20 protein-coding genes are annotated in these 20,770 nt (G+C 74.9%); 12 read left to right on the top strand and 8 right to left on the bottom strand.

The genetic code is table 11. From position 1 onward, the window contains the following. On the bottom strand, positions 1-242 hold a 242-nt coding region (locus JWP64_RS27820; RefSeq protein ID WP_297502902.1), incomplete at its 3' end, for a hypothetical protein. 204 nt (positions 243-446) lie between these two features. On the opposite strand from JWP64_RS27820, the gene JWP64_RS27815 reads away from it, so the two are divergent. Further along, entirely contained in the window at positions 447-2,009 is a 1,563-nt protein-coding gene (locus tag JWP64_RS27815) for a PH domain-containing protein (protein ID WP_297502901.1), read from the top strand. Here JWP64_RS27815 and JWP64_RS27810 read toward each other — a convergent pair. Further along, positions 1,989-3,899, bottom strand: a complete 1,911-nt coding sequence (locus JWP64_RS27810) for a DUF2339 domain-containing protein (RefSeq protein ID WP_297502900.1) — start codon at positions 3,897-3,899, stop codon at positions 1,989-1,991. The two genes, JWP64_RS27815 and JWP64_RS27810, sit on opposite strands and share 21 nt — an antisense overlap. 238 nt (positions 3,900-4,137) lie before the next feature. On the opposite strand from JWP64_RS27810, the gene JWP64_RS27805 reads away from it, so the two are divergent. The 3 genes from JWP64_RS27805 to trmB are packed head-to-tail and all read left to right on the top strand — an operon-like array spanning position 4,138 to position 6,894. Continuing rightward, positions 4,138-5,115: a glycosyltransferase family 2 protein gene (locus tag JWP64_RS27805; RefSeq protein ID WP_297502899.1), complete on the top strand. Its 978-nt coding sequence runs from the start codon at positions 4,138-4,140 to the stop codon at positions 5,113-5,115. A 56-nt stretch (positions 5,116-5,171) separates the two neighbouring features. Next, positions 5,172-6,182, top strand: a complete 1,011-nt coding sequence (locus tag JWP64_RS27800) for a glycosyltransferase family 2 protein (RefSeq protein ID WP_297502898.1) — start codon at positions 5,172-5,174, stop codon at positions 6,180-6,182. Then, on the top strand, positions 6,175-6,894 hold the full coding sequence (gene trmB, locus JWP64_RS27795; RefSeq protein ID WP_297502897.1) for a tRNA (guanosine(46)-N7)-methyltransferase TrmB: 720 nt from the start codon (positions 6,175-6,177) through the stop codon (positions 6,892-6,894). Before JWP64_RS27800 ends, trmB begins: the two co-directional genes overlap by 8 nt. 19 nt (positions 6,895-6,913) lie before the next feature. Here the strand turns inward: trmB and paaI are convergent, their stop codons facing one another. After that, a complete protein-coding gene (gene paaI, locus JWP64_RS27790; protein ID WP_297502912.1) occupies positions 6,914-7,303 on the bottom strand; it encodes a hydroxyphenylacetyl-CoA thioesterase PaaI in 390 nt (129 codons plus the stop codon). Positions 7,304-7,471: 168 nt separating this feature from the next. Here paaI and JWP64_RS27785 point away from each other — a divergent pair, with 168 nt between their 5' ends. Together JWP64_RS27785 and JWP64_RS27780 are read left to right on the top strand one after the other, a co-directional pair. Then, entirely contained in the window at positions 7,472-8,089 is a 618-nt protein-coding gene (locus tag JWP64_RS27785; protein WP_297502896.1) for an NYN domain-containing protein, read from the top strand. Further along, positions 8,089-9,411, top strand: coding sequence for an amidohydrolase family protein (locus JWP64_RS27780; RefSeq protein WP_297502895.1), 1,323 nt, complete (start codon positions 8,089-8,091; stop codon positions 9,409-9,411). Before JWP64_RS27785 ends, JWP64_RS27780 begins: the two co-directional genes overlap by 1 nt. 212 nt (positions 9,412-9,623) lie before the next feature. Here the strand turns inward: JWP64_RS27780 and JWP64_RS27775 are convergent, their stop codons facing one another. Both JWP64_RS27775 and JWP64_RS27770 read right to left on the bottom strand, forming a co-directional pair. After that, positions 9,624-10,910 carry a D-arabinono-1,4-lactone oxidase gene (locus tag JWP64_RS27775; RefSeq protein WP_297502894.1) on the bottom strand — a complete coding sequence of 429 codons (1,287 nt, stop codon included), beginning with the start codon at positions 10,908-10,910 and terminating at the stop codon, positions 9,624-9,626. A 168-nt stretch (positions 10,911-11,078) separates the two neighbouring features. Then, entirely contained in the window at positions 11,079-11,588 is a 510-nt protein-coding gene (locus tag JWP64_RS27770; protein WP_297502893.1) for a hypothetical protein, read from the bottom strand. 853 nt (positions 11,589-12,441) lie between these two features. On the opposite strand from JWP64_RS27770, the gene JWP64_RS27765 reads away from it, so the two are divergent. Both JWP64_RS27765 and JWP64_RS27760 read left to right on the top strand, forming a co-directional pair. Next, positions 12,442-13,797 carry an AI-2E family transporter gene (locus tag JWP64_RS27765; RefSeq protein WP_297502892.1) on the top strand — a complete coding sequence of 452 codons (1,356 nt, stop codon included), beginning with the start codon at positions 12,442-12,444 and terminating at the stop codon, positions 13,795-13,797. Between the two features lie 42 nt (positions 13,798-13,839). Further along, entirely contained in the window at positions 13,840-15,348 is a 1,509-nt protein-coding gene (locus tag JWP64_RS27760) for an SDR family oxidoreductase (RefSeq protein WP_297502891.1), read from the top strand. Between the two features lies 1 nt (position 15,349). Here JWP64_RS27760 and JWP64_RS27755 read toward each other — a convergent pair whose 3' ends face one another. From JWP64_RS27755 to JWP64_RS27745, 3 genes are all read right to left on the bottom strand, one after another. Beyond that, positions 15,350-16,252 (bottom strand): aldo/keto reductase, encoded by a 903-nt coding sequence (locus tag JWP64_RS27755; RefSeq protein WP_297502890.1) that lies wholly within the window; start codon positions 16,250-16,252, stop codon positions 15,350-15,352. A gap of 104 nt (positions 16,253-16,356) precedes the next feature. Then, positions 16,357-17,328, bottom strand: a complete 972-nt coding sequence (locus tag JWP64_RS27750; protein WP_297502889.1) for a M56 family metallopeptidase — start codon at positions 17,326-17,328, stop codon at positions 16,357-16,359. Next, entirely contained in the window at positions 17,325-17,684 is a 360-nt protein-coding gene (locus JWP64_RS27745; RefSeq protein WP_297502888.1) for a BlaI/MecI/CopY family transcriptional regulator, read from the bottom strand. Before JWP64_RS27745 ends, JWP64_RS27750 begins: the two co-directional genes overlap by 4 nt. Before the next feature lie 70 nt (positions 17,685-17,754). Between JWP64_RS27745 and rfbC the strand changes: the two genes are divergently transcribed. The 4 genes from rfbC to pcaD all read left to right on the top strand — a co-directional run bounded on the left by rfbC (position 17,755) and on the right by pcaD (position 20,688). Continuing rightward, complete coding sequence (gene rfbC, locus JWP64_RS27740; protein ID WP_297502887.1) at positions 17,755-18,306, top strand: dTDP-4-dehydrorhamnose 3,5-epimerase; 552 nt, start codon at positions 17,755-17,757, stop codon at positions 18,304-18,306. A gap of 62 nt (positions 18,307-18,368) precedes the next feature. Further along, positions 18,369-19,196, top strand: coding sequence for a CoA-transferase (locus JWP64_RS27735; RefSeq protein ID WP_297502886.1), 828 nt, complete (start codon positions 18,369-18,371; stop codon positions 19,194-19,196). Then, on the top strand, positions 19,193-19,924 hold the full coding sequence (locus JWP64_RS27730; RefSeq protein ID WP_297502885.1) for a CoA-transferase: 732 nt from the start codon (positions 19,193-19,195) through the stop codon (positions 19,922-19,924). Before JWP64_RS27735 ends, JWP64_RS27730 begins: the two co-directional genes overlap by 4 nt. Next, the gene (gene pcaD / locus JWP64_RS27725) at positions 19,921-20,688 is read left to right on the top strand and encodes a 3-oxoadipate enol-lactonase (protein WP_297502884.1); all 768 of its coding nucleotides are present in this window, start codon (positions 19,921-19,923) and stop codon (positions 20,686-20,688) included. The genes JWP64_RS27730 and pcaD overlap by 4 nt, the downstream gene beginning before the upstream one ends. Positions 20,689-20,770: the final 82 nt, after the last annotated feature.

Below are 20,770 nucleotides of genomic sequence, written 5' to 3'. Positions count from 1 at the left end.
GTGAGCGCCGCGCCCAGGACCTCCGGGAGCCGGGCCCGGCCGCGGCCACCCGTCCGGGCGATCCGGCGCCCGGCGTCGGCGCGCAGCCCGAGGACCTCCGCCCGGAGCGCGGTGGCCAGGTCCAGCCGGGCCAGGGCCAGCGCGGAGCGGCTCTCGGCCCGGTGGCCGCCGCCCAGGGCCGCCCGCTCGGCCCGCAGCTCCCCCTGCCGGGTGCGTACCGCGGCGGCGTGGCGATCGTTCATGTCCGAAGAGTGCGGCACGGCCGGTGCTCCGCGGGGCCGGTCGGCAGGATCGTTCCCGGGAGTGAACGGTCCTGCGCCTTTCCCACCCGCCCGGGGGGTGGTCCGCGTCGCGCGTCGGCGGGAGAGTGCAGGATCGGGGTCCGGGTCCCGGGGTGTCCGGTCGTTCGGGGGTGGAATGCGAGCGTGGGGGACGGGTCCGTGCCGGTGAGCGCCGCTGTCACCGTGCCGGCCGGGGTCGAGCCGCCGGAGGGGGACTGGGCCGCGCTCGACGGCCGCGCCGTCGCCGTGACGGTCGTGCTGGTGGCCGGGCTGGTCACCCTCGCCGGGGCGCTCACGCTCGTCGGCGTCGCGATCCGCGACCCGGCCCGGCTGCCCGTCGCCCTCGCCGCGACGCTGACCGCCGCACTCGTGATCGTGGCCGTCGCGGCGCTGGCGGCCCGGCTGAGCTGGCGGCGCGCCCGCTACCGCGTGACGCCCGAGCGCGTCGAGGTCCGCTCCGGGGTCCTGGTCCGACAGCGGCGGAGCCTCGCGCTGCAGCGCATCCGCACGGTCGACGTGACGGCCGGTCCGGTGCTGCGGACGTTCGGCCTGGTCGCGCTGCGGGTGGGCACCGGGCAGCGCAGCGGTACCGGCGAGACGATCCTGCAGCTGCGCCCGGTCGACCGCCTCGAGGCCGACCGGCTCCGGACGGTCCTGCTGGACCGGGTCCGCTCCGCGGGTGGCCCGCAGGCCGGGCCCGGGGACGGCCGTATCGCGAGCGGCGATCCCCGCTGGATACGCTACGGCCTGCTCACCGCCGCGACCCCGCTGCTCGCGATCGGCGTCCCCGGGATCCTGCTGCAGCTCGCGGACTGGCTCGGGCTCCGCGACGGCCTGTTCGGCGTCGTCGGTGCGGCTTCCCGGGCGGTCTCCCCGGCCGTCGTGGCGGTCGTCCTGGTGGGCGTCCTGCTGCTGGTCGGCGGGCTGTCCGCACTCGCGCTCTACGCCGAGACGTGGGGTCACTTCCGGCTGGACCGCGAGCCGGGCGGGACGCTGCGGGTGCGCCGCGGCGTGGCGACCACCCGCTCGATCTCCTTGGAGGAGCGTCGGCTGCACGGCGTGGAGCTCGTCGAGCCGCTGGGGGTGCGGCTCGCCGGGGCCGCCCGGCTCGACGCCGTCGCCACCGGCCTGGTCGTCGGCTCGGACGCGGAGAGCACGGAGCACCGGACCCTGCTGCCGGCGGCGCCGCGCTCGTTGGCCGAGCGGGTGGCGGCGGTGGTGCTGGGCGAGTCGCTGTGCCCGACCGCGCAGCCGCTCACCCCGCACCCGGCCGCCGCCCGCCGCCGGCGGCTCGCCCGGGCGCTGCTGTGCGTCGCCGTCCCGGTGCTGGCGCTGGCGCTGCCCGGTCTGCTCGTGCCGGTGACGCCGCTGGTCGTCGCGGCGGTCGTGCTCATGGTGCCGGCCACGCCCGTCGCCCTGCTGTTCGCGCGGGATGCCGCCGCCAACCTCGGGCACGGCCTCACCGGCCGCTACCTGGTGACGCGTTCGGGGTCGCTGCGGCGCAGCACGGTCGCGCTGCGGCGGGACGGGGTCATCGGCTGGCGGATCCGGCAGTCCCCGTGGCAGCGCCACGCCGGCCTGGTCACCGTGACCGCGACGACGGCCGCGGGCCGGGGCGCGTTCACCGCCCACGACGCCGCCGCCGTCGACGGGGTGGAGTTCGCCGCCGGGGCGGTCCCCGGCCTGCTGTCCCCGTTCGTCCGGTCGTCAGGCCCCGGCCGGGGTTGAGGGCGTCTCCTCCGCCCGCGCCGGTTCCTCCTGGGCCGCAGCCACGACCTTCGCGTACCGGGTCCCGGCCGCGAGCAGCACCAGACCGGCGCCCAGGAACGCGGCGACGCGCGCCAGGCCGTCGAGGGCCGTGAGGTCGAACAGCACGAGTTTCGCCACCGCCGCCCCGACGAGCACCAGCCCCGTCACCCGCAGCGCGGCCCGGCTGATCCCGCGGGCCAGCAGCACCAGCGCGGCGACCGCCCAGGACACCGTGACGGCGGCGTGCCCGAGCAGGAACCCGTCGCGGTCGGGCGAGATCAGCAGCGCGGCGGCGAGCACCAGGCCCGCGGCGCCGTACAGCCCGACCAGGCCGGTCGGGACCCAGAGCCCGGCCGTCGACGAGTCCGCCCGGACCACCCCGGTCCGCCCGGCGGCGGCCAGCACCGCGACGGCGAGCGCCAGGATCAGCGCGGACAGCCCGAGCGCGGCCACGAGCGCGCCGGTCCGGATCTCCGCACCTGCGAGGAACGGCCACCGCGGGAATGCCGCCAGCGCCTGCGGCGGAACCTCCTCGGCCACGGCCAGCAGCACACCGACCACGCCGTACACCCCGCCGACGAGCAGCGGCAGCCTGGCCTTCAGCACCGCCGCGAGGACGGCCAGGACGACGCCCTGGCCGAGGAGCACGGCGTGCTGCGGCGCGCCGTCGAAGACGAGCATCGTGGCCTGGAAGAGAGCCACGGCACCGGCGGTCAGCGCGGTGATCCGGATCGCCTTCGCCGGAGCGGGCCAGGCACTGAACCCGAGCAGGACGACGGCGGCGCCTGCGGCGAGCACCGCGCCGCGCCAGCCCTGCAGCAGTGCGCCGACAGTGAGCGTCGGCAGGGCCGAGACGGCGACCGCGGCGGCGGCCCCCTGCCCGGTCGCCGGCCGTACGGCCATGGGCGCGGCGAGCGCGACCCCGACGACCAGCACCGCGACGCTCGCGGCGATCGCGGCCGGGGTGCTGTCGTACCAGGACGTCCCGGCCGCGACCATGCCGTAGAGCGCGGGCCAGGCGGCCGCGACGGGGACCAGCGTCGGCCAGCCGCGGCGCACGACCGCGGCTGCCGCGGCGACCTGCAGCGCGAGCACGAGCGCGACCAGCAAAGGGGTGAAGCCGTCGGTCACGAACGGTGCGAGCACCGCCGCGCCCACCACGGCGCCGACGGCGAGCAGCCGGGACCGCCATGCGTCCGCGAGGGCGATCCCACCCGCCGCGACGAGCAGCGCGAGCGCCAGCCCGGCGACATCGGGCAGGAAGCCGTACAACGCAGTCGCGGCCGCGACGTCCAGGTAGAGGGCCGCGACGCCGGTCCCGGCCAGGGCCGGCGCACCGACCGGCGAGTCCTTGCGGTGCAAGCGCACGGCGAGCCCGACGAGGGCGAGGCCGAGCACCGCGCCGAGCCCCACCCGGGCGCCGGGGGAGAACCAGCCGCGGGACGCCGCGAGCACGAGCAGCATGGCGACGCCGAGCAGCGTCACCGCGCCGCCGGTCCAGGCCAGCAGCCGGGCACCGGACAGCGAGGAGACCCAGGCCCCGAGCACTCGGCCGCGCGCGGGCCGGGGCGGGCGCGGAGCGGGCCCGGGAAGCTGCGGGGCACCCGGGGACGGCTGGACGCCCGGGTGAGCCCGGGCGCCCTGGTACGGCTGGATGCCCGGGTACGGCTGGATGCCCTGGTACGGCTGGGTGCCCGGGTACTGCGGCCGGCCCGGGTACAGCGGACCGTCGGGCGGCTGCGGGACGTGCCCCGGCCCTGCCGCGAGTGTGAGCAGCTCCGACCCCATGTCGTCGAGGCGGCGACCGAGACGACCCAGCTCGGCGGCGAGCTCGGTGATCCGGTCGGGAGTTCCCGTCGGTGCGGACATGCCCGAAGACTGGCGGATCGCGGGCGGTTCCGGATCAGTAGTAGTACGAGGATCCGCACACGATCGGAGCGCGCCGAACGGTGCGGACCACACCGCGATCACCCGGACGAGGATTCCCGCGGTTCCGGGGCAACCCCGCCACCTGATGGTGCGTCCTAACGGGTGGAGATGTCGATCACGCACATCCGAGTGGTCGTGTCCTCGTTGTCATCATCGAGCGGACCTGTATGGAGGTTGTGTGAGCGCCGTTTCGACGCCCCGTCCGGCCCCCACACGTGGGGTGGTGCCGGGCGCGCCGCCGCACCCGGACCCGCGCCCGGGGCAGCAGCCGGTCCAGTACCCCGGCCCGGGCCAGTACGGCCCGCCGTACGCCGCCCCCCACGGAGCCCCCTACGGCGGACGTCCGCCGCTGCGGCCCGTGCCCCCGCCGGAGCTCAGCCGGCGCCCGCGGCCCCGCCCGTCGCCGCGGCGCTCGGCGAACCCGGCCGTCACGGTCATCGTCCCGACGCGGAACGAGGCCCGGAACCTCGAGGTCGTGCTCCCCGCGATCGCGGCGGTGCGCCCGGCCGTGCACGAGATCATCGTCGTCGACGGCAACTCGACGGACGACACGCTCGGCACCGCCCGCCGGACACTGCCGTGGGTGCGCTGCATCACCCAGACCCGCAAGGGCAAGGGCAACGCCATGGCGTGCGGCTTCGCGGCGGCCACCGGCGACGTCATCGTCATGTTCGACGCGGACGGCTCCGCGGACCCGGCGGAGATCCCGGCGTTCGTCTCCGCCCTCGTCGCGGGCGCGGACTTCGCCAAGGGCAGCCGGTTCGCCCGCGGCGGCGGCAGCGAGGACATCACGCTGCTCCGCAAGACCGGGAACGCCGGGCTGAACACCGTGGCCAACGCGCTGTTCGGCACGTCGTACACGGACCTCTGCTACGGCTACAACGCCTTCTGGGCGGACCTGCTGCCGCTGCTCGAACTGCCCGACCCCGGCCTCCCGCTCCCCGAGGACGGCGCCATGCTCTGGGGCGACGGGTTCGAGATCGAGACCGTGCTGAACTGCCGGATCGCCGCCGCCGGGCTGAGGATCACCGAGGTGCCGTCGGTGGAGAAGCTGCGGATCTTCGGCGAGACGAACCTGAGGACCTTCGCGGACGGCACCCGGGTGCTGCGTACCCTGCTCTCCGAGCATCGCCGAGCCGACCGCCGCAAGTCCTGACACCTGATCGGGTGCGGACGGCGGTCGCACGCACCGCCCGTGAGGAGACCGTCGAAGTGAACCCGGCCCAGCCCGACCCGGCCGTGACGGCGAGCGTCGTCATCTGCGTCTACACGGACAAGCGATGGTTCGACATCGTCGCCGCCGTCGAGTCCGTCGCGGCGCAGGACGTCGCAGCAGCCGAGACGATCGTGGTCGTCGACCACAACGACACCCTGCTCGAACGGGCCTCGCACACCTTCGGCCCCCGCGGGGTGCGGGTGCTGCCGAGCGTCCACCGGCAGGGACTCTCGGGGGCACGGAACACCGCCGTCGAGGCGGCGACCGGTGAGATCGTCGTCTTCCTCGACGACGACGCCGCGGCCCGCCCCGGCTGGCTGCGGGCCCTGCTGACCCCGTACGCGGACCCGGCCGTCATCGGCGTCGGCGGCATCGCGCACCCCCGGTGGCCGGAGCGCCGCCCCGTGATGCTGCCGGGCTACGCCCCGGACAACCGCGACGCGACGGGCGAGCTCGACTGGGTCGTCGGCTGCACCTACACCGGCCAGCCCACCACGGCGGCCGAGATGCGCAACCTCATGGGCTGCAACATGTCCCTGCGCGCCGAGGTGTTCAAGCGGGTCGGCGGGTTCGCCGAGGACATCGGCCGGATCGGCAAGAACCCGTTGGGCTGCGAGGAGACCGAGCTCTGCATCCGGGCCTCCCAGGCCTACAAGAAGGACGGCCGGCCGGCCCGGATCCTGTTCGAGCCGCGGGCCGCGGTGGACCACCGGGTCAGCGAGGACCGCGTGCACTGGGAGTACCTGCGCCGGCGCAGCTGGGCGGAGGGCCTGTCGAAGGCCGCCGTCGCCGGGCTGGTCGGCAGCGACGACGCGCTGTCCACCGAGCGCGGCTACGTCGCCGCCGTGCTGCCCAAGGGCGTCCTCCGGGAGCTGCTGCGACGCCGCCCGAAATCCGCGGCCGCGATCGTGTACTGCCTGGGCTGGACCGCCGCGGGCTACCTGCGCGGCAGGCTCCCCGGCGCCACCGCCCACGTCCGGCTGCCCGCCTCGAACGCCGGTGCCTGAGCAGGACACCCGGCCCGAGGTGGATCGCCCGGCACGCATCCCGAGCTTCGTCCAGCACCGCAACCGGCTGACGGAGGGCCAGCAGCGCGCCTGGGACGAGTGGTGGTCGGTCTACGGCGGTGACGTCGCGGACGCGGTCCGGGCCGGCACCTTCGACGCCGCCGCCACGTTCGGCCGGACGGCCCCGCTGATCCTGGAGATCGGCTCCGGGTCCGGGGAGTCGACGGCCGCGATGGCCGCCGCCGAGCCCGGGGTGAACCTGCTCGCCGTCGAGGTCTACGAGCCGGGACTGGCGCGGCTGGTCATGCTGATGCGTGCGGACGGCACGGAGAACCTGCGGATGCTGCGCGGGGACGCCGTGGAGCTGCTCGAACACGCCGTCGCGCCGGGGTCGCTCGACGGCGTCCGGGTGTACTTCCCGGACCCCTGGCCGAAGCGCCGCCACCACAAGCGGCGGCTGGTGCAGGCCGAGTTCGTCGCCCTCGTCGCGTCGCGGTTGGCGTCCGGGGCGACGCTGCACCTCGCCACCGACTGGGAGGAGTACGCGGAGCAGATGCGCGAGGTCTGCGACGCCGAGCCGCAGCTGCACCGGGCCCCCGGCACCGGGGCGGACGGGTGGTACCCGCGGCCGGACTTCCGCCCGCTCACCAAGTTCGAGCAGCGGGCGAAGGTCGAGGGCCGCGTGGTGCACGACCTGATCTACGTGCGCTGACCCCGGTCGTGTCGTCGATTCAGGGCAGGGTGGGTCCCGGCAGGCCGGGCACCTGGCGGGACCGGCCACGGAACTCCGCGACGACCTCACCCGCCCCGGTCCGGACGGTCACGTCGTAGATCCCGGAGCGGCCGAGCGCGCGCTCGACGGCCTCGGCCTCCAGTTCGTCACCGAGCTTCGCGGGCCGCAGGAACGTGATGTCGCCGCCCTGCGCGACCGTCGAGACGCCGTGGCTGTTGCAGGCGTAGGCGAAGGCGCAGTCCGCGAGCATGAAGATGTAGCCGCCGTGGCCGATCCCGTGCCCGTTGACGTGCCGGTCCTCGACGGTCATGGCCGAGCGCGCCCGGCCGGGCCCGATCTCCACGAGCCGGATGCCGGCTCCCCTCGCCGCCGCGTCGTGGTGCGCCATGGCGGCCCCGACCCGTTCGGCCACCTGCTGCGGCGTCTCGCCCGACTGCGTTCCCACACCGATCATCCTGACGTGCCGCCGGGCGGCTCGCCCGACGTGGTCCCGGGCCGACCCCGGGGCCGTATAAGGTCGCGGAATGACCCGCCGCAGTGCCCCGGAGGACCGGACGTGACCGCCACCGGACCCCAACCGCGCGTGCTGCTCGTGTGGGACGCCCCCAACATGGACATGAGCCTCGGCTCGCTGCTCGGGGCGCGCCCGACGTCCGCGTTCCGGCCGCGGTTCGACGCCGTCGGCCGCTGGCTGCTGGACCTCGCCGGTCCCGACGCCGTCGCCGAGGCCTGTGTGTTCACCAACGTCGTGCCGGGCAGCACCGAGGTCGTCCGGCCGTGGGTGGAGGCGCTGCGGAACGTCGGTTTCGCGGTCTTCGCCAAGCCGAAGGTCACCGACGACAGCGACATCGACGACGACATGCTCGGCCACATCGAGCTGCGTCGGAACGAGGGGTCGCTGCGGCACGTCGTCGTGGCGTCCGGGGACGGGCGCGCGTTCCTGGACCCGCTCGAGAAGCTGATCTCCGAGCACGTCGACGTCACGGTGATCGGGTTCCGCGAGTACGCGAACTTCGCGCTCGGCTCGGAGACGATCTCGTTCCTCGACCTCGAGGACATCGACGGCGTTTTCCGCGAGCCGTTGCCGCGCATGACGCTGGAGTCCCTGCCGGACGCAGGTGCCTGGCTGCCGCCGTTCCGCTCGCTGCGCTCGCTGCTGGAATCCCGCCGCTGATGTCCCTGCGGCTCACCGCCCCGGTCGCCCTGACCTGTGGGAGGGGCTTCCCGGTCGTCCGGGACGCCGTGGTGGACGTCGACGACGCGGGCCGGATCGCGTGGGTCGGCCCCCGCGTGGAGGCACCTGCGGCGCCGTCGGCTCCGGTGCACGAGCTGCCCGGGCTGCTCATGCCCGGGCTCGTCAACACGCACTGCCACACGCCGATGTCCGTGCTCCGCGGGATGGGCGGGGACCTGCCGCTGATGTCCTGGCTGCAGGACGTCATGTGGCCGGCCGAGGGCATGCTCGGTGACGATGACGTCCGCGCCGGGATGCTCGCGGGCTGCGTCGAGCACCTGCGCAGCGGCTGCACCACGAGCGTCGAGATGTACTTCTTCCCGGACGCGGTGATCGACGCCGTGCTCACCGCGGGCTCCCGGGTGCTGCTGACCCCCGGGATCATCGCCGCGCCCGGCTGGGACCGCCTCGGCACATGGCAGGAGATGCGGGACGACGTGTCCGCCCGGATCGACGCCGGCGGGCTGCGGTTCGGGCCCGGCGAGCGCGTCGAGCTGGGGTACGGGCCGCACTCCGCCTACACGCTGTCGCCCGACGCCCTGACGACGATCGCCGAGGCCGCGCGGGCGCGCGGGGCGCTGATGCACGTGCACGTCGCCGAGTCGAAGCAGGAGGACGTCGCGCAGCGGGCCGCGTACGGTTCGGTGCCAGCCGAGCTCCGGGACATCGGGGCGCTGGGCGGCCGCGTGCTCGCCGCGCACTCCGTGCAGCTCTCGGACGCCGACATCGCGCTCTTCGCGGACGCCGGGGTGGCGGTCGCGCACTGCCCGGGCTCCAACGCGAAGCTGGCGGCCGGGGTCGCGCGGGTCCTGGACCTGCGCCGGGCCGGCATCCGGGTCGGGCTGGGCACCGACGGCCCCGCGTCCGGCGACGACCAGGACCTCTGGCTGCAGGCCCGGCTCGCCGGCATGCTCGCCCGGATCGACGCGGACGACGCCGCGGCGTTGACGGCCGCGGACCTGCTGCTGATGGCCACCCGGGACGGCGCCGAGGCGATCGGCCGGGACGACATCGGCGCGCTGGAGCCGGGCCGCTGGGCGGACCTCGTGCACGTCGACCTCGACGACTCCGTCTTCGTCGCCCCCGACGACGACGCCCAGCTCGTCTCGAACCTCGTCTGGGCGGGCGGGTCGAGGCTCGTGAAGGACGTGTGGGTCGCGGGGGAGCAGGTGCTGGCGGACACCGAGCCCACGCGCGTGGACCGCGCGAAGACTCGCGAGAACTTCCGCGCCGTGTCCACCCGCCTCCGCACCGCCCTCTGACCACCGGCGGGCCGCCGCCCGCGAGCCGCCCCCGCGAGCCGGGCCGGAGCCCCCCGCGAGTCGGTACCTGACGCCGCGCGAGTCGCGCTGTGAAGCCCCGCGAGTCGCGACGTGAAACCCGGCGAGCCGGGGCGGACAGCCGCGGCTCGCCCGGTCCCACACCCCGACTCGCCCGGTCTTGCGGACCGACTCGCGGGTGTGGCTCGGCTGAATCAGGGGCCGAGGAGGGTGTCCAGGTGGTCGTTGGTGAAGCGGCGGCCCGGATCCAGGCTGTTCCGGACGTCCAGGAAGTCCGGCAGCCGCGGGTACGTCCGCTCCAGCTCGGCGACCGTCCAGTCGTGGCGGCCCGCCCAGTGCGGGCGGCCCTCCAGGTCCTCAAGGACCGCCGCGACCAGCCCGAACAACGGTTGGTGGTCGGTCCCCCGGGGGCTGCGGACGGCGATCCAGGCCGTCGCCCGGCCCTGCGCGGGATGCAGCCAAGCGGTCTCCGCGGGTCCCACCCGCACGTCGACGGGCCGGCGCAGCTCGAGCCCGCGCGCGGACGTCGCCGCGCCGAGCTCGCGCAGCGCCGCGCGCAGCGCGTCCCGCGGGATCGCCCACTCGGTGATCTCCCCGCGCCAGGGCCGAGGGTCCGGGAGGACGACGTGCGGATCGCCGATCGCCAGGCCGCCGTCCCACCTGCTCGACGGCTTCCACGCGGGGCGCGAACCCGGCCACGGCGCGGGCGCGAGCCAGGACACCACCCGGCCCAGCGCCTCCGCGGACCCGCTGGCGGCCGCCAGCACCGGATTCGCCGGCGCCGCCAGCTCCTCGGCGGCGGCCCGGTCGTCCGCGCCGACGGGGTCCCCCCGGCGCACCACGGCCTCCCCCGAGGGCACGTGCACCTCCAGCGCGGCCCAGGCGTGGGCGTCGAGGGTGCCGTCGGCGAGGGCGGCGTCGAGCGGACGGAGCTCCTCCCGCACGGCCAGCTCGGCCAGCGGGACGGTGCGCAGCTCCACCTCGGTCAGGACGCCCAGCGCGCCCAGCCCGGTGCGGACCGCGTCGAGCTCGGGGCTCTCGGCGTCCAGGGCGCGGAGCGCACCGAGCCCGTCGACCAACCGAACGCCCGTGACCTGCGCGGACAGTGAACCGGTGGCGACCGAGCCGCCGTGGGTCCCGGTGCCGACCGCCCCGCCGACGCTCGCCGCGAGCACGTCCGGGATCACGGTGAGGGTGCGGCCGCGGCCGGCGAGATGGCCCAGCAGCGCGGCCAGCGACGTCCCGGCGCGGACGCGGACCCGGTCGCCGTCGAGGCTCACGACGCCGGTGAGCGCGGAACAGTCCAGGTGGACGTCGTCGGTGACGACGAGGGGACTCCCGGACAGTCCCGCCCCGACGGGCCGGACCCGGGTCCCCCGCTCCGCCGCCCGCTGCACGGCGGCCACGACACCCGCCTCGTCGAGCGGACGGTCCGTACGCCGGGGGTTCGCCTGCTGCCCGCCCGACCAGTTGACCCACATCCCGACGAGCCTAGGCGAGAGGGCCATGCGGGGGCGCCGCGTCGCCAGGAAGAGGGGTGTGCGGACGTGCGGGAGGGCCGGCGGATGATCCACCGGCCCTCCCGTACGACGATGCCCCGCTCCCCAGCGGGGCATCGTCGGCCGCGGCCCGAAGCCGCCGCGGGTCGGTCACCAGTGCCGGGAGTACCCGGAACCGGCAGCGACGGGCAGGCGGTGGTGGCGTCCACCGTCCTGCGGTTCGTCGCGCAGCGCGTGGGCACCCGAGGCCAGCGCGGCGATCGCGGGCCCGGACACCGAGGGGCGCCGCGGCTCGTGCACGGCCGCCCGGGGCTGGGCCATCGGCAAGGGCTGGGCCGTCGGAAGAGGCTGGGCGACCGGAAGAGGCTGGGCCACCAGGAGAGGCTGGGCCACACGGCGGGGGTCGGCCACGGGCAGCGCGTCGGCCGGCGGCGCCAGGATCGAGTACGCCTGCACCGGGACCGGCGCCGTCAGCGGGTCCTGGCGGAACGCCGACAGGGACTCCCGGGACCGGCGCGGCGGCGCCGGCTGCTCGTGCTGGCGGCTGCGCCAGCCGCTCGCCGTCAGTGCGTGGAAGATCGGCGTCTCCGCCGCGATCTCGGTGCGGCTGGCGTGCCGCCCCGGGAAGGGACCGGTGTCCTCGACGCCGCGGACACGCACCGCCGATCGTCGCTCGACCGACCCGTTGAAACCTCGTTCCGTTCCGGACACCCGTCGCACCTCCGTCGTCAGCTCTGGCGTGCGCGCCGGGGCCGAATGGGTTCTCACGGTCCCGTCGACCGCCGGCGATTCGGCGCACTCACACCCACAACGGGGTCACCTGCTCGGGGAAACGGTCGGGGTGCGGCCATTACCGCGATTTCGTCGACGTCCAATCGTTCGGGTGGTTTTTGCCCCTGCCGCCCTCCGGGTGAGTAGCGGAGAGCACTCAAAGCGACGGCGACGATGTCCGTGCAACGTTTCCGCGACCTCGGCGGCACCCGGAGCACGCCTGTGACCTGCGCCGTCGGCCTCCTCCACCCGATCGGGGAGCCGCGGCCGGAATGGCCCGGATCTCCCTGCCCGACGCGCTTTCGTCTCCTGACGGAGACGCATCCGTGACCGTCCCCCGACACGCCGTCGGGAACGCCGGATCTGCTGGTCGGACCGGTCTTTCACGATCGAGCGAGGACGGAATCCCCGGCTCGCGGCCCGCCGTCGGGAACACTTGTCCCGGAAGCAGTCGAACACCCACCACGTGCCCTCCGGGACACCTCGCCCGGGAGCACGGAGGCAGCCCGGACAGCGGTTTCTCCGCTCCGTCACCGCCTTCTTCCCCGATGGAGCAGTATGACGTCGAGTGGTGGTCAACTACACGGGTGTAATTCGACGCTGCGTGACGATTTGCCATGACAACTACTCCGGTTCAGCCATGTCTCGCGCGGGAGGTCACCGAAGCGGAGCAACGCCTCTGTCGTGGCTCGAGGATGCGGGAGAACCGGCCACAACCCGGCGACCGGGCTATGTTCCGACCATGAGCGACGACACGGCGAACGCCCGCCACACCGGCGACGCCACGCCACCGCGGATCCCGGCTCAAGCGGTCCCGCTCACCCCGCGCACGGCCGGGAACTTCGAGCGGCGGAGCAACCCGATCCCGACGCCGCTGCGCGTGACGTCCGAGGTCTGCGCCCGGCTGCTGATCATCGCCGCCGCGCTGGCCCTGTTGCTGTTCCTGATCGTCCAGCTGCGGATCGTCGTGATCCCCGTGGCGATCGCGGTCCTGCTCTCCGGCCTGCTGGCGCCCGTCGTGCACTGGCTCACGACCCGCCGCGTGCCCCGCGGGCCGGCGACCGCGCTGGTGGTCGTCGGCGGGTTGGCGCTGATCGCGGGGCTGCTGTCGTTCGTCGTCAACACGTTCATCAGCGGCCTGCCGGCGTTGCAGAGCCAGCTGGCCTCCAGCTTCACCGCGATCCAGCAGTTCCTGGCGGGGCCGCCGTTCAACCTCTCGACCGAGCAGCTGAACAACCTGCCGGCCCAGATCGGCGACTCCCTGACCGCCAACCGGGACGCCCTGACCTCCGGCGCCCTGACGACCGCGACGACCGTCACCGAGGTCGGCGCCGGGATCGCCCTCGCCCTGTTCTCGCTGATCTTCTTCCTCTACGACGGCCCGCGGATCTGGAAGTTCCTGCTGCGCGTCGCGCCCCGGACCCGCCGGGAGCGGGTCGACGTGGCCGGCCGGCGGGCGTTCGCGACGCTCGTCGGGTACACCCGCGCGACCGTCCTGGTCGCGTTCGTCGACGCGATCGGCATCGGTATCGGGCTGTGGGCCGTCGGCGTGCCGCTGGTCGTCCCGCTCGCGGCCCTGGTATTCCTCGGCGCGTTCATCCCGACCGTCGGCGCCGTGGTGACGGGTGTGGTGGCGGTGCTGATCGCGCTGGTCGCGAACGGGCTGATCCCCGCGGTGATCGTGCTGGCCGTCGTCATCGCGGTGCAGCAGCTGGAGGGGCACGTGCTGCAGCCGCTGCTGCTCGGGCGGGCCGTCAAGCTGCACCCGCTCGCCGTGGTGCTGTCGGTGGCGGCCGGCGTGGTCGTGGCGGGCATCCCGGGTGCGCTGCTGGCGGTGCCGCTGCTGGCGATCCTGTCCGCCGCGGTCCGCTCGATGAACGCGCCCGCGGAGGCCGATCCGGCCACGGTGAACGCCGTCGACCCGCACGAGGGGGACGTCCACAACGCCGGTGTCCCGCACGGCCCGTCGTGGGCGCTCCGGCTCTGGGGCAGGATCACCGGTCGGCCCCTGAAGGGCGAGCGGGAGGCCGCGGCCGCGGAGCGGGCGGACGAGGCCGACGAGAGGGCCGAGCAGGCCGAGCGGCAGGCGGACGGCTGACGTCGAGGTGCCGATCCGCACCTGACCCGGGAGGATCGCGCCATGCGACACCTCGTCACCGGAGCGACCGGGTACATCGGCGGCCGGCTGGCGCCCCGCCTGCTCGAGAACGGGACGACGGTCCGCTGCCTCGTCCGTGACCCCGGCAAGCTCCGCGACGTCCCCTGGGCCGCGAAGGCCGAGATCGTCCAGGGCGACCTGCTCGACCCGGACGGGGTGCGGGCGGCGTGCGCGGACGTCGACGTCGTGTACTTCCTGGTGCACTCCCTGTCGGACTCGGACTTCGCCGCCAACGACCGCAGGGCCGCCCTGCTCCTCGCCCAGGCGGCCCGCGAGGCGGGCGTGCGGCGGATCGTCTACCTGGGCGGCCTGCACCCGGAGGGCGCTCTCTCCGAGCACCTGGCGTCCCGCACCGAGGTCGGCGAGATCCTGCTGCGCAGCGGCGTGCCGACGGCGGTGCTCCAGGCCGCGGTGATCCTCGGCTCCGGTTCGGCGAGCTTCGAGATGCTGCGCTACCTCACCGAGCGGCTGCCGGTGATGCTCACGCCGCGCTGGGTGCGCAACCGCATCCAGCCGATCGCGGTGCGGGACGTGCTGCGCTACCTCGTCGCCGCCGCGCAGCTCCCGCCGGAGGTGAACCGCACCTTCGACATCGGCGGGCCGGACGTCCTCACCTACCTGGACATGATGCAGCGCTACGCGGCGGTCGCCGGGCTGCCCCGGCGGCGGATCATCCCGGTCCCGGTCCTGACGCCGCGGCTCTCCGCCCACTGGGTCAACGTCGTCACGCCGGTGCCCAAGGGCATCGCCGCGCCGCTGATCGACTCGCTGGTGCACGAGGTCGTCTGCCGCGAGGACGACGTCCTGGCGCTCGTGCCGGACCCGCCGGAGGGCCGGATCGGGTACGACCGGGCCGTCGAGCTGGCCCTGCAGAGGATCGGCGGCGGGGACGTGGAGACCCGCTGGTCGGGCGCGTCGATCGGGGACACCCCGTCGGATCCGCTGCCCAGCGACCCGGACTGGTCCGGCGGCAGCGTCTACCTCGACGAACGGGAGCAGCCGAGCACCGCGACGCCGGACGAGCTGTGGCGGGTCGTGCGGGGCATCGGCGGGGAGCGGGGCTGGTACTCGTTCCCGCTGGCCTGGTCCGTGCGCGGCTGGATGGACCGGCTCGCGGGCGGCGTCGGGCTCAGCCGGGGCCGGCGCGACCCCGACGAGCTGCACACCGGGGACGCGCTGGACTGGTGGCGCGTCGAGGAGCTCCGGAACCGGGTGTGCGGGGAACCGGGCACGGGCGCGCTGCTCCGGCTGCGCGCCGAGATGAAGGTCCCCGGGCAGGCCTGGCTGGAGATGGGCGTGCGGCCCGGCCCCGGCACCGGCTCGGTCTACCACCAGCGGGCGGTGTTCCTCCCGCACGGCCTCGCCGGGCACCTCTACTGGTGGGCGGTGGCGCCGTTCCACGGGATCGTGTTCGGCGGCATGGTGCGCAACATCGCCCGCACCGCGGAGCGGTCGGCGCCCCGTCCGGGGCGGGACCGGACCGCGGCGTAGCTCAGGACGCGGCCGCGCCGTCGAGCTGGTCGACCTCGTCCAGGGACAGGGTGAGCGTCGCGGCCCGGCAGTTGTCCTCGAGGTGGGCCAGGCTCGTCGTGCCCGGGATCGGCAGCATGACCGACGAGCGCTGCAGCAACCACGCCAGCACGACCTCGGACGGGCTGACCCCGTGCGCGAAGCCGATCTCGGTGGCGACCTCGTGTGCGGAGAGCGAGCCCGCGCCGACCGGCGCCCACGGCATGAAGCCGATGCCGTTGGTCGTGCAGTAGCGCAGGACGTCGTCGCTGGACCGGGTCTCGATGTTGTAGCGGTTCTGCACGGTCGCGATCTCGACGATCCCGCGGGCCTGCTCGATCACCTCGACCGAGACCTCGGACAGCCCGGCCTCACCGATCTTGCCCTCGGCCTTGAGCTCCGCGAGCACGCCGAACTGGTCCGCGGCCGGGACGAGCGGGTCCACCCGGTGCAGCTGGAAGAGGTCGATGCGCTCGACGCCGAGGCGACGCAGGCTCAGCTCGCACTGCTGGCGCAGGTACTCCGGGCGGCCGCACGGGACCCACTTCCCGGGGCCCGGCCGCACGAGGCCGGCCTTGGTCGCGACGGTGACCCCGGCGTAGGGGTGCAGAGCCTCGCGGACGAGGACCTCGGACGTGCCGGGTCCGTAGGAGTCCGCGGTGTCGATCAGGTTCACACCGAGCTCGACGGCCCGGCGGAGCACGGCGACGGCCGCGGCACGGTCCGCGGGAGGCCCCCAGACGCCCTCCCCGGTGATCCGCATGGCGCCGTAGCCGAGGCGGTTGACGGTCGGGCCGTCACCGATCTGGAACGTTCCGGCCGCGGCGGCCGGGGTGTCGACGGTGCGGTGCCCCGAGAGGCGTTCGCTGTCGAGTGCGCTGCTCATCGGACGAGCGTGGCACCGGCGGTACTCGTCCTGCTGCCGATCGTGACGGGCAAGACTGTGCAACGCGGCACATCCAACCCGGACGGGTGTAGCGGAACGGTTGATCAGTGGATTAGAGCGGCTGCCGTCGTGAGCACGGACAGCACGATCAGCAGCCCGCTCGCGGCGAGCAGCGGGATGCTGGCGAACGCCGTACCCAGCAGCCCGCACCCGGTGAGCCGGGATGCGGCCGACGGCGGCTCGGCGGCCACCGCGAGGTACCGCAACCGCAGATCGACGGCGTCGCGCGCCATCGCGAGCGCCTCCGCCGGGGCGCCGGCGCCGGTCACCGCGAGCAGGGCCGCCCGCATCGCGTCCGGACCACAGGCCCGGACGGCGCTGATGTCCGCGACGAGCTCCACCTGCTCGCGTACCGCGGCCGGGGCCGCCGTGAACAGCGGGACGAACGGCAGCGCGCGGGCCAGCCCCTCCACGACGGCGACGAGCAGGTGGTGCCGTCCGCGGACGTGCGCCCGCTCGTGCGCCACGACCGCGTCGACCCCGGCACCCGGGAGCCGCTCGCGCAGCCCGTCCGTGAGCACGATGGCGCCGGGCCGCCCGCCCAGGCTGAACGCCACCGGGCTCGGCGAGCTCAGCCACAGCAGCGGGGCGCCGGGTCCCGCGGCGGGGTCCGGGGTCCCGAGCAGGCGGACGACGTCGAGCTTGGTGCGGACGCGGATCCGGCGGGCCCGGCCGTCGCGCACCGTCACCCGGGCCAGCCGCAGCAGCCCCGCGAGCAGCACGCCCAGCGCGAGCCAGCCGACGACCCGGTAGGCGACGTGCGTGGGCGCCCCGGAGACCGCGTGCCACCACGGGCCGTGGACCAGCTCGTCGAGCGGGGTCTGTGACGCCAGCCCCGGCACGACCAGGAACACCAGTCCCGCCGCCCCGGTACCCAGCACGCCGACGGCGGCGAGCGCCCAGCCGGCCAGCACGACCACCGGGTCCACGGCGCGGCGCGCGAGCGTCCGCAGGGTGTGCGGGGCGACGACGGAGACGAGGGCGGTGCCGAGCAGGAGCATCACACCGACCGTCACGAGCGGTCCTCCGGACCCAGCGCGTCCCGCAGCACGGCGGACTCGTGCTCGGACACCGACCGGGCGAAGTGCAGCAGCACCGCGTCGACGTCCTCGCTGGCGTCCAGCAGGTCCCGCAGCGCGCGGGCCGTGACCAACTCGCGGCTCGCGACCGGCCGGTAGAGGAACGCCCGGCCGTCGAGCTCGCGGGTCACCCAGCCCTTGCGGTGCAGGTTGTCCAGCACGGTCATGACCGTCGTGTAGGCCAGCGTGCGCCGCGGGGCGAGCTCGGCCAGCACCTCACGCACCCGCAGCGGTTCGGCGTGCTGCCACAGCACGTCCATCACCGCGGCCTCGAGCTCGCCCAGTCCTCGCATCCCGCCCCTTCCGCGGTGCCACGATATCCGGCTCTAGTGTCGCGGCAGACACGACGGAAGGGGTTCGCGGGTGCAGGTCCACACCACGGAGATCGACGGGGTCCTCCTGTTCGTCCCACAGCCGCACCCCGACGAGCGCGGCTTCTTCAGCCGGACGTTCGACGTCGCGGTGGCGAAGGAGGCCGGCGTCGACGGGACCGCATTCATCCAGGACTCGCAGTCCCGCTCCGCGAAGGGCGTGATCCGCGGGCTGCACGGCCGGGTCGGCCTCGGCGAGTCCAAGTTGGTCCGCTGCGCGCACGGCGCGCTGTTCGACGTCGTGGTCGACGCCCGGCCCGGCTCGCCGACGTTCGGCCGGGTCGCGAGTTTCCAGCTCGACGACGAGAACATGACGTCGATCTACATCCCGGCGGGCTGCCTGCACGGCTTCCAGGCGCTCAGCGATGTCGCGGACGCCTGCTACCGGATGGACCGCGAGCACGACCCGGGCGAGGACGTCGCCGTGCGGTTCGACGACCCGGACCTCGGGATCGAGTGGCCGCTGCCGGTCGGCGTGATGAGCGCGAAGGACGCCGCGGCGCCGTCGTGGCAGGCCCTCCGCGCCCGGCTGGGCGTGTCCTGACGGGGGGACGTGGGCCCGTCCGTGCGATTGCCGGGCCGCACCGGCGGGGTTAGCGTTCCGGAGTGGCCACGATCGTGCCCCTGTCGGACGCCGTCGCCGACCTCGTCCGGGACGGGGACGAAGTGGCCCTCGAGGGGAACTCCGCACTCATCCCGTTCGCCGCGGCGCACGAGGTGATCCGCCTGCGCCCCAGGGACCTCACGCTCGTCCGGATGTCGCCGGACCTCGTCTACGACCAGCTCGTCGGCGCCGGGTGCGCCCGCAAGCTCGTCTTCTCGTGGGCCGCCAACCCGGTCCTCGGCGTCACCGGGTCGCTGCACCGGCTGCAGGACGCGCTGGTCAACGCCTGGCCGGCGCCGCTGGAGATCGAGGAGCACAGCCACGCGGGGATGACCGCCCGCTACGTCGCCGGCGCCTCCGGGCTCCCTTTCGGGATGCTGCGCGGCTACGCCGGGACGGACCTGCCGCAGTACACGGCGTCCGTCGCGACCGTGCGCTGTCCCTTCACCGGCGAGGAGCTCGACGCGGTGTCGGCGCTGAACCCGGACGTCGCGATCGTGCACGCGCAGCGGGCGGACAAGTCCGGGAACGTGCAGTTCCGGGGGGCCGGCGGGATGCAGAGGGAGGCCGTGCTCGCCGCGCGGCGCTCGCTGGTGACGGTCGAGGAGATCGTCGACGAGCTGAGCCCGGTGCCCGACGCGACGGTGCTGCCCTCGTTCGCGGTCACCGCGGTGGCGCACGCCCCCGGCGGCGCGGCGCCGTCGGCGGCGGACGGCTTCTACGACCGGGACGACGAGGCCTACCGCGCGTGGGACGAGATCTCCCGGGACCGCACGCGGTTCGGCCTCTGGCTCGAGGGGATCCGCGTCGAGGGGACGGACACGGTATGACCACGCTCGACCGGCCGACGACGGACGCCGGCTCCTGGACGTCGGACGAGATGCTGGCCGTCGCCGCCGCCCGGACGGTGCGGGCCGGCCAGGCCTGCTTCGCCGGCGCCGGGCTGCCGGCCCGCGCCGCGGAGCTGGCCCGCCGGCTGCACGCCCCGGACCTGCTGCTCGTCCACGACGACGGCCGGCTCGGCGAGCTCGGGGCCGTGAGCCTGCCCGAGCTCTTCGGCTACTGGATCCAGTCCGGCCGGGTCGACGTCGGCCTGCTGTCGGCCGCGCAGATCGACGTCTTCGGCAACCTGAACACCACCGTGCTCGGCGACTACGCCGAACCGGACCTCCGGCTCCCCGGCTCCGGATCCGCGCCGGAGATCGCAGCGTCCTGCCGTGAGGTCGTCGTGGTGATGCGACACCGGCTGCCGGCGTTCGTGGAGCGGGTGGACTTCGTCACCTCGGTCGGGTTCGGCGCCGGGCCGCTGGACCGGGCGATGCTCGGGCTGCGCGGCGGCGGCCCGCGGCAGGTGATCACCGATCTCGGCGTGCTCGAACCGGACCCGGACAGCGCCGAACTGCGGCTGACGGCGGTGCACCCCGGGGTGCGCGTCGAGCAGGTGCGGGCGGAGACGGGCTGGCCGCTCGAGGTGTCCGAGGACCTCGTGGTGACCGACGCGCCGACGCCGCACGAACTCGCGGCGCTCCGCTCGGTCATGACAGGGTCGGGGTCATGAGCACCGTTGTCCTGCACCACGAGATCGACGGCCCGGAGGACGCCCCGGTCCTCGTCCTGTCCGGCTCCCTCGGCAGCACCCTGGAGATGTGGGAGCCCAACCTCCCCGCGCTGACCTCCCGGTTCCGCGTCGTCCGGCTGGACCACCGCGGCCACGGCCGCTCGTCCGCCCCCGAGGGCCCCTACCGGATCGCCGACCTCGCCGGTGACGTCCTCGCGACCCTCGACGAGCTGGGCCTGGACCGCGTCGCCTGGTGCGGGCTGTCCATGGGCGGCATGGTCGGGATGCACCTGGCGTCCGAGCACCCGGAGCGGATCAGCCGGCTCGTCCTGTGCTGCACCTCCGCGCGCTTTCCGGACCTGACGGCCTGGAAGGACCGCATCGCCGCCGTCGCCGAACAGGGCACCGCGCCCCTGGCCCCCGGCATCGTCACCCGCTGGTTCACCCCGGAGTTCGCGGCTACGCACCCGGACGTCGTGAAGCGCGCCGAGGGCTGGGTCGCGGACTCCTCCGACGAGGGCTACCGCGCCTGCTGCCAGGCCATCGAGGCCTGGGACCACGTGGACCGGCTGCCCGCCATCACGGCGCCGACGCTGGTCATCGCCGGTTCGGCGGACCTGTCGACCCCGGTCGAGCCGCACGCCCGGACCATCGCGTCCGGCATCCCCGGGGCCCACCTCGAGGTCGTCGAGGCGGCACACCTGGCGACGATGGAGCTGCCGGAGGAGACCTCTCGACTCATCGCCGAGCAGGCCGCGGATTGAACGGCGCAACCTCCTACGTCCGGTCGGCTGTGGCGAGGCCCGCAGTCAAGGTCACGATTCGGTCACATAGGATCGTCGCAAG

It is taken from the genome of Pseudonocardia sp. (genome assembly GCF_025465255.1).
Classification (GTDB): domain Bacteria; phylum Actinomycetota; class Actinomycetes; order Mycobacteriales; family Pseudonocardiaceae; genus Pseudonocardia.
This window is presented reverse-complemented; position numbering and strand designations above follow the sequence as displayed.

Coding starts and splice junctions, on each gene's coding strand:
- JWP64_RS27810 (WP_297502900.1), bottom strand. CDS start 3,899: ATGTCCGCACCGACGGGAACTCCCGACCGGATCACCGAGCTCGCCGCC.
- paaI (WP_297502912.1), bottom strand. CDS start 7,303: ATGGCGCACCACGACGCGGCGGCGAGGGGAGCCGGCATCCGGCTCGTG.
- JWP64_RS27780 (WP_297502895.1), top strand. CDS start 8,089: ATGTCCCTGCGGCTCACCGCCCCGGTCGCCCTGACCTGTGGGAGGGGC.
- JWP64_RS27775 (WP_297502894.1), bottom strand. CDS start 10,910: ATGTGGGTCAACTGGTCGGGCGGGCAGCAGGCGAACCCCCGGCGTACG.
- JWP64_RS27765 (WP_297502892.1), top strand. CDS start 12,442: ATGAGCGACGACACGGCGAACGCCCGCCACACCGGCGACGCCACGCCA.
- JWP64_RS27760 (WP_297502891.1), top strand. CDS start 13,840: ATGCGACACCTCGTCACCGGAGCGACCGGGTACATCGGCGGCCGGCTG.
- JWP64_RS27755 (WP_297502890.1), bottom strand. CDS start 16,252: ATGAGCAGCGCACTCGACAGCGAACGCCTCTCGGGGCACCGCACCGTC.
- JWP64_RS27745 (WP_297502888.1), bottom strand. CDS start 17,684: ATGCGAGGACTGGGCGAGCTCGAGGCCGCGGTGATGGACGTGCTGTGG.
- JWP64_RS27730 (WP_297502885.1), top strand. CDS start 19,193: ATGACCACGCTCGACCGGCCGACGACGGACGCCGGCTCCTGGACGTCG.
- pcaD (WP_297502884.1), top strand. CDS start 19,921: ATGAGCACCGTTGTCCTGCACCACGAGATCGACGGCCCGGAGGACGCC.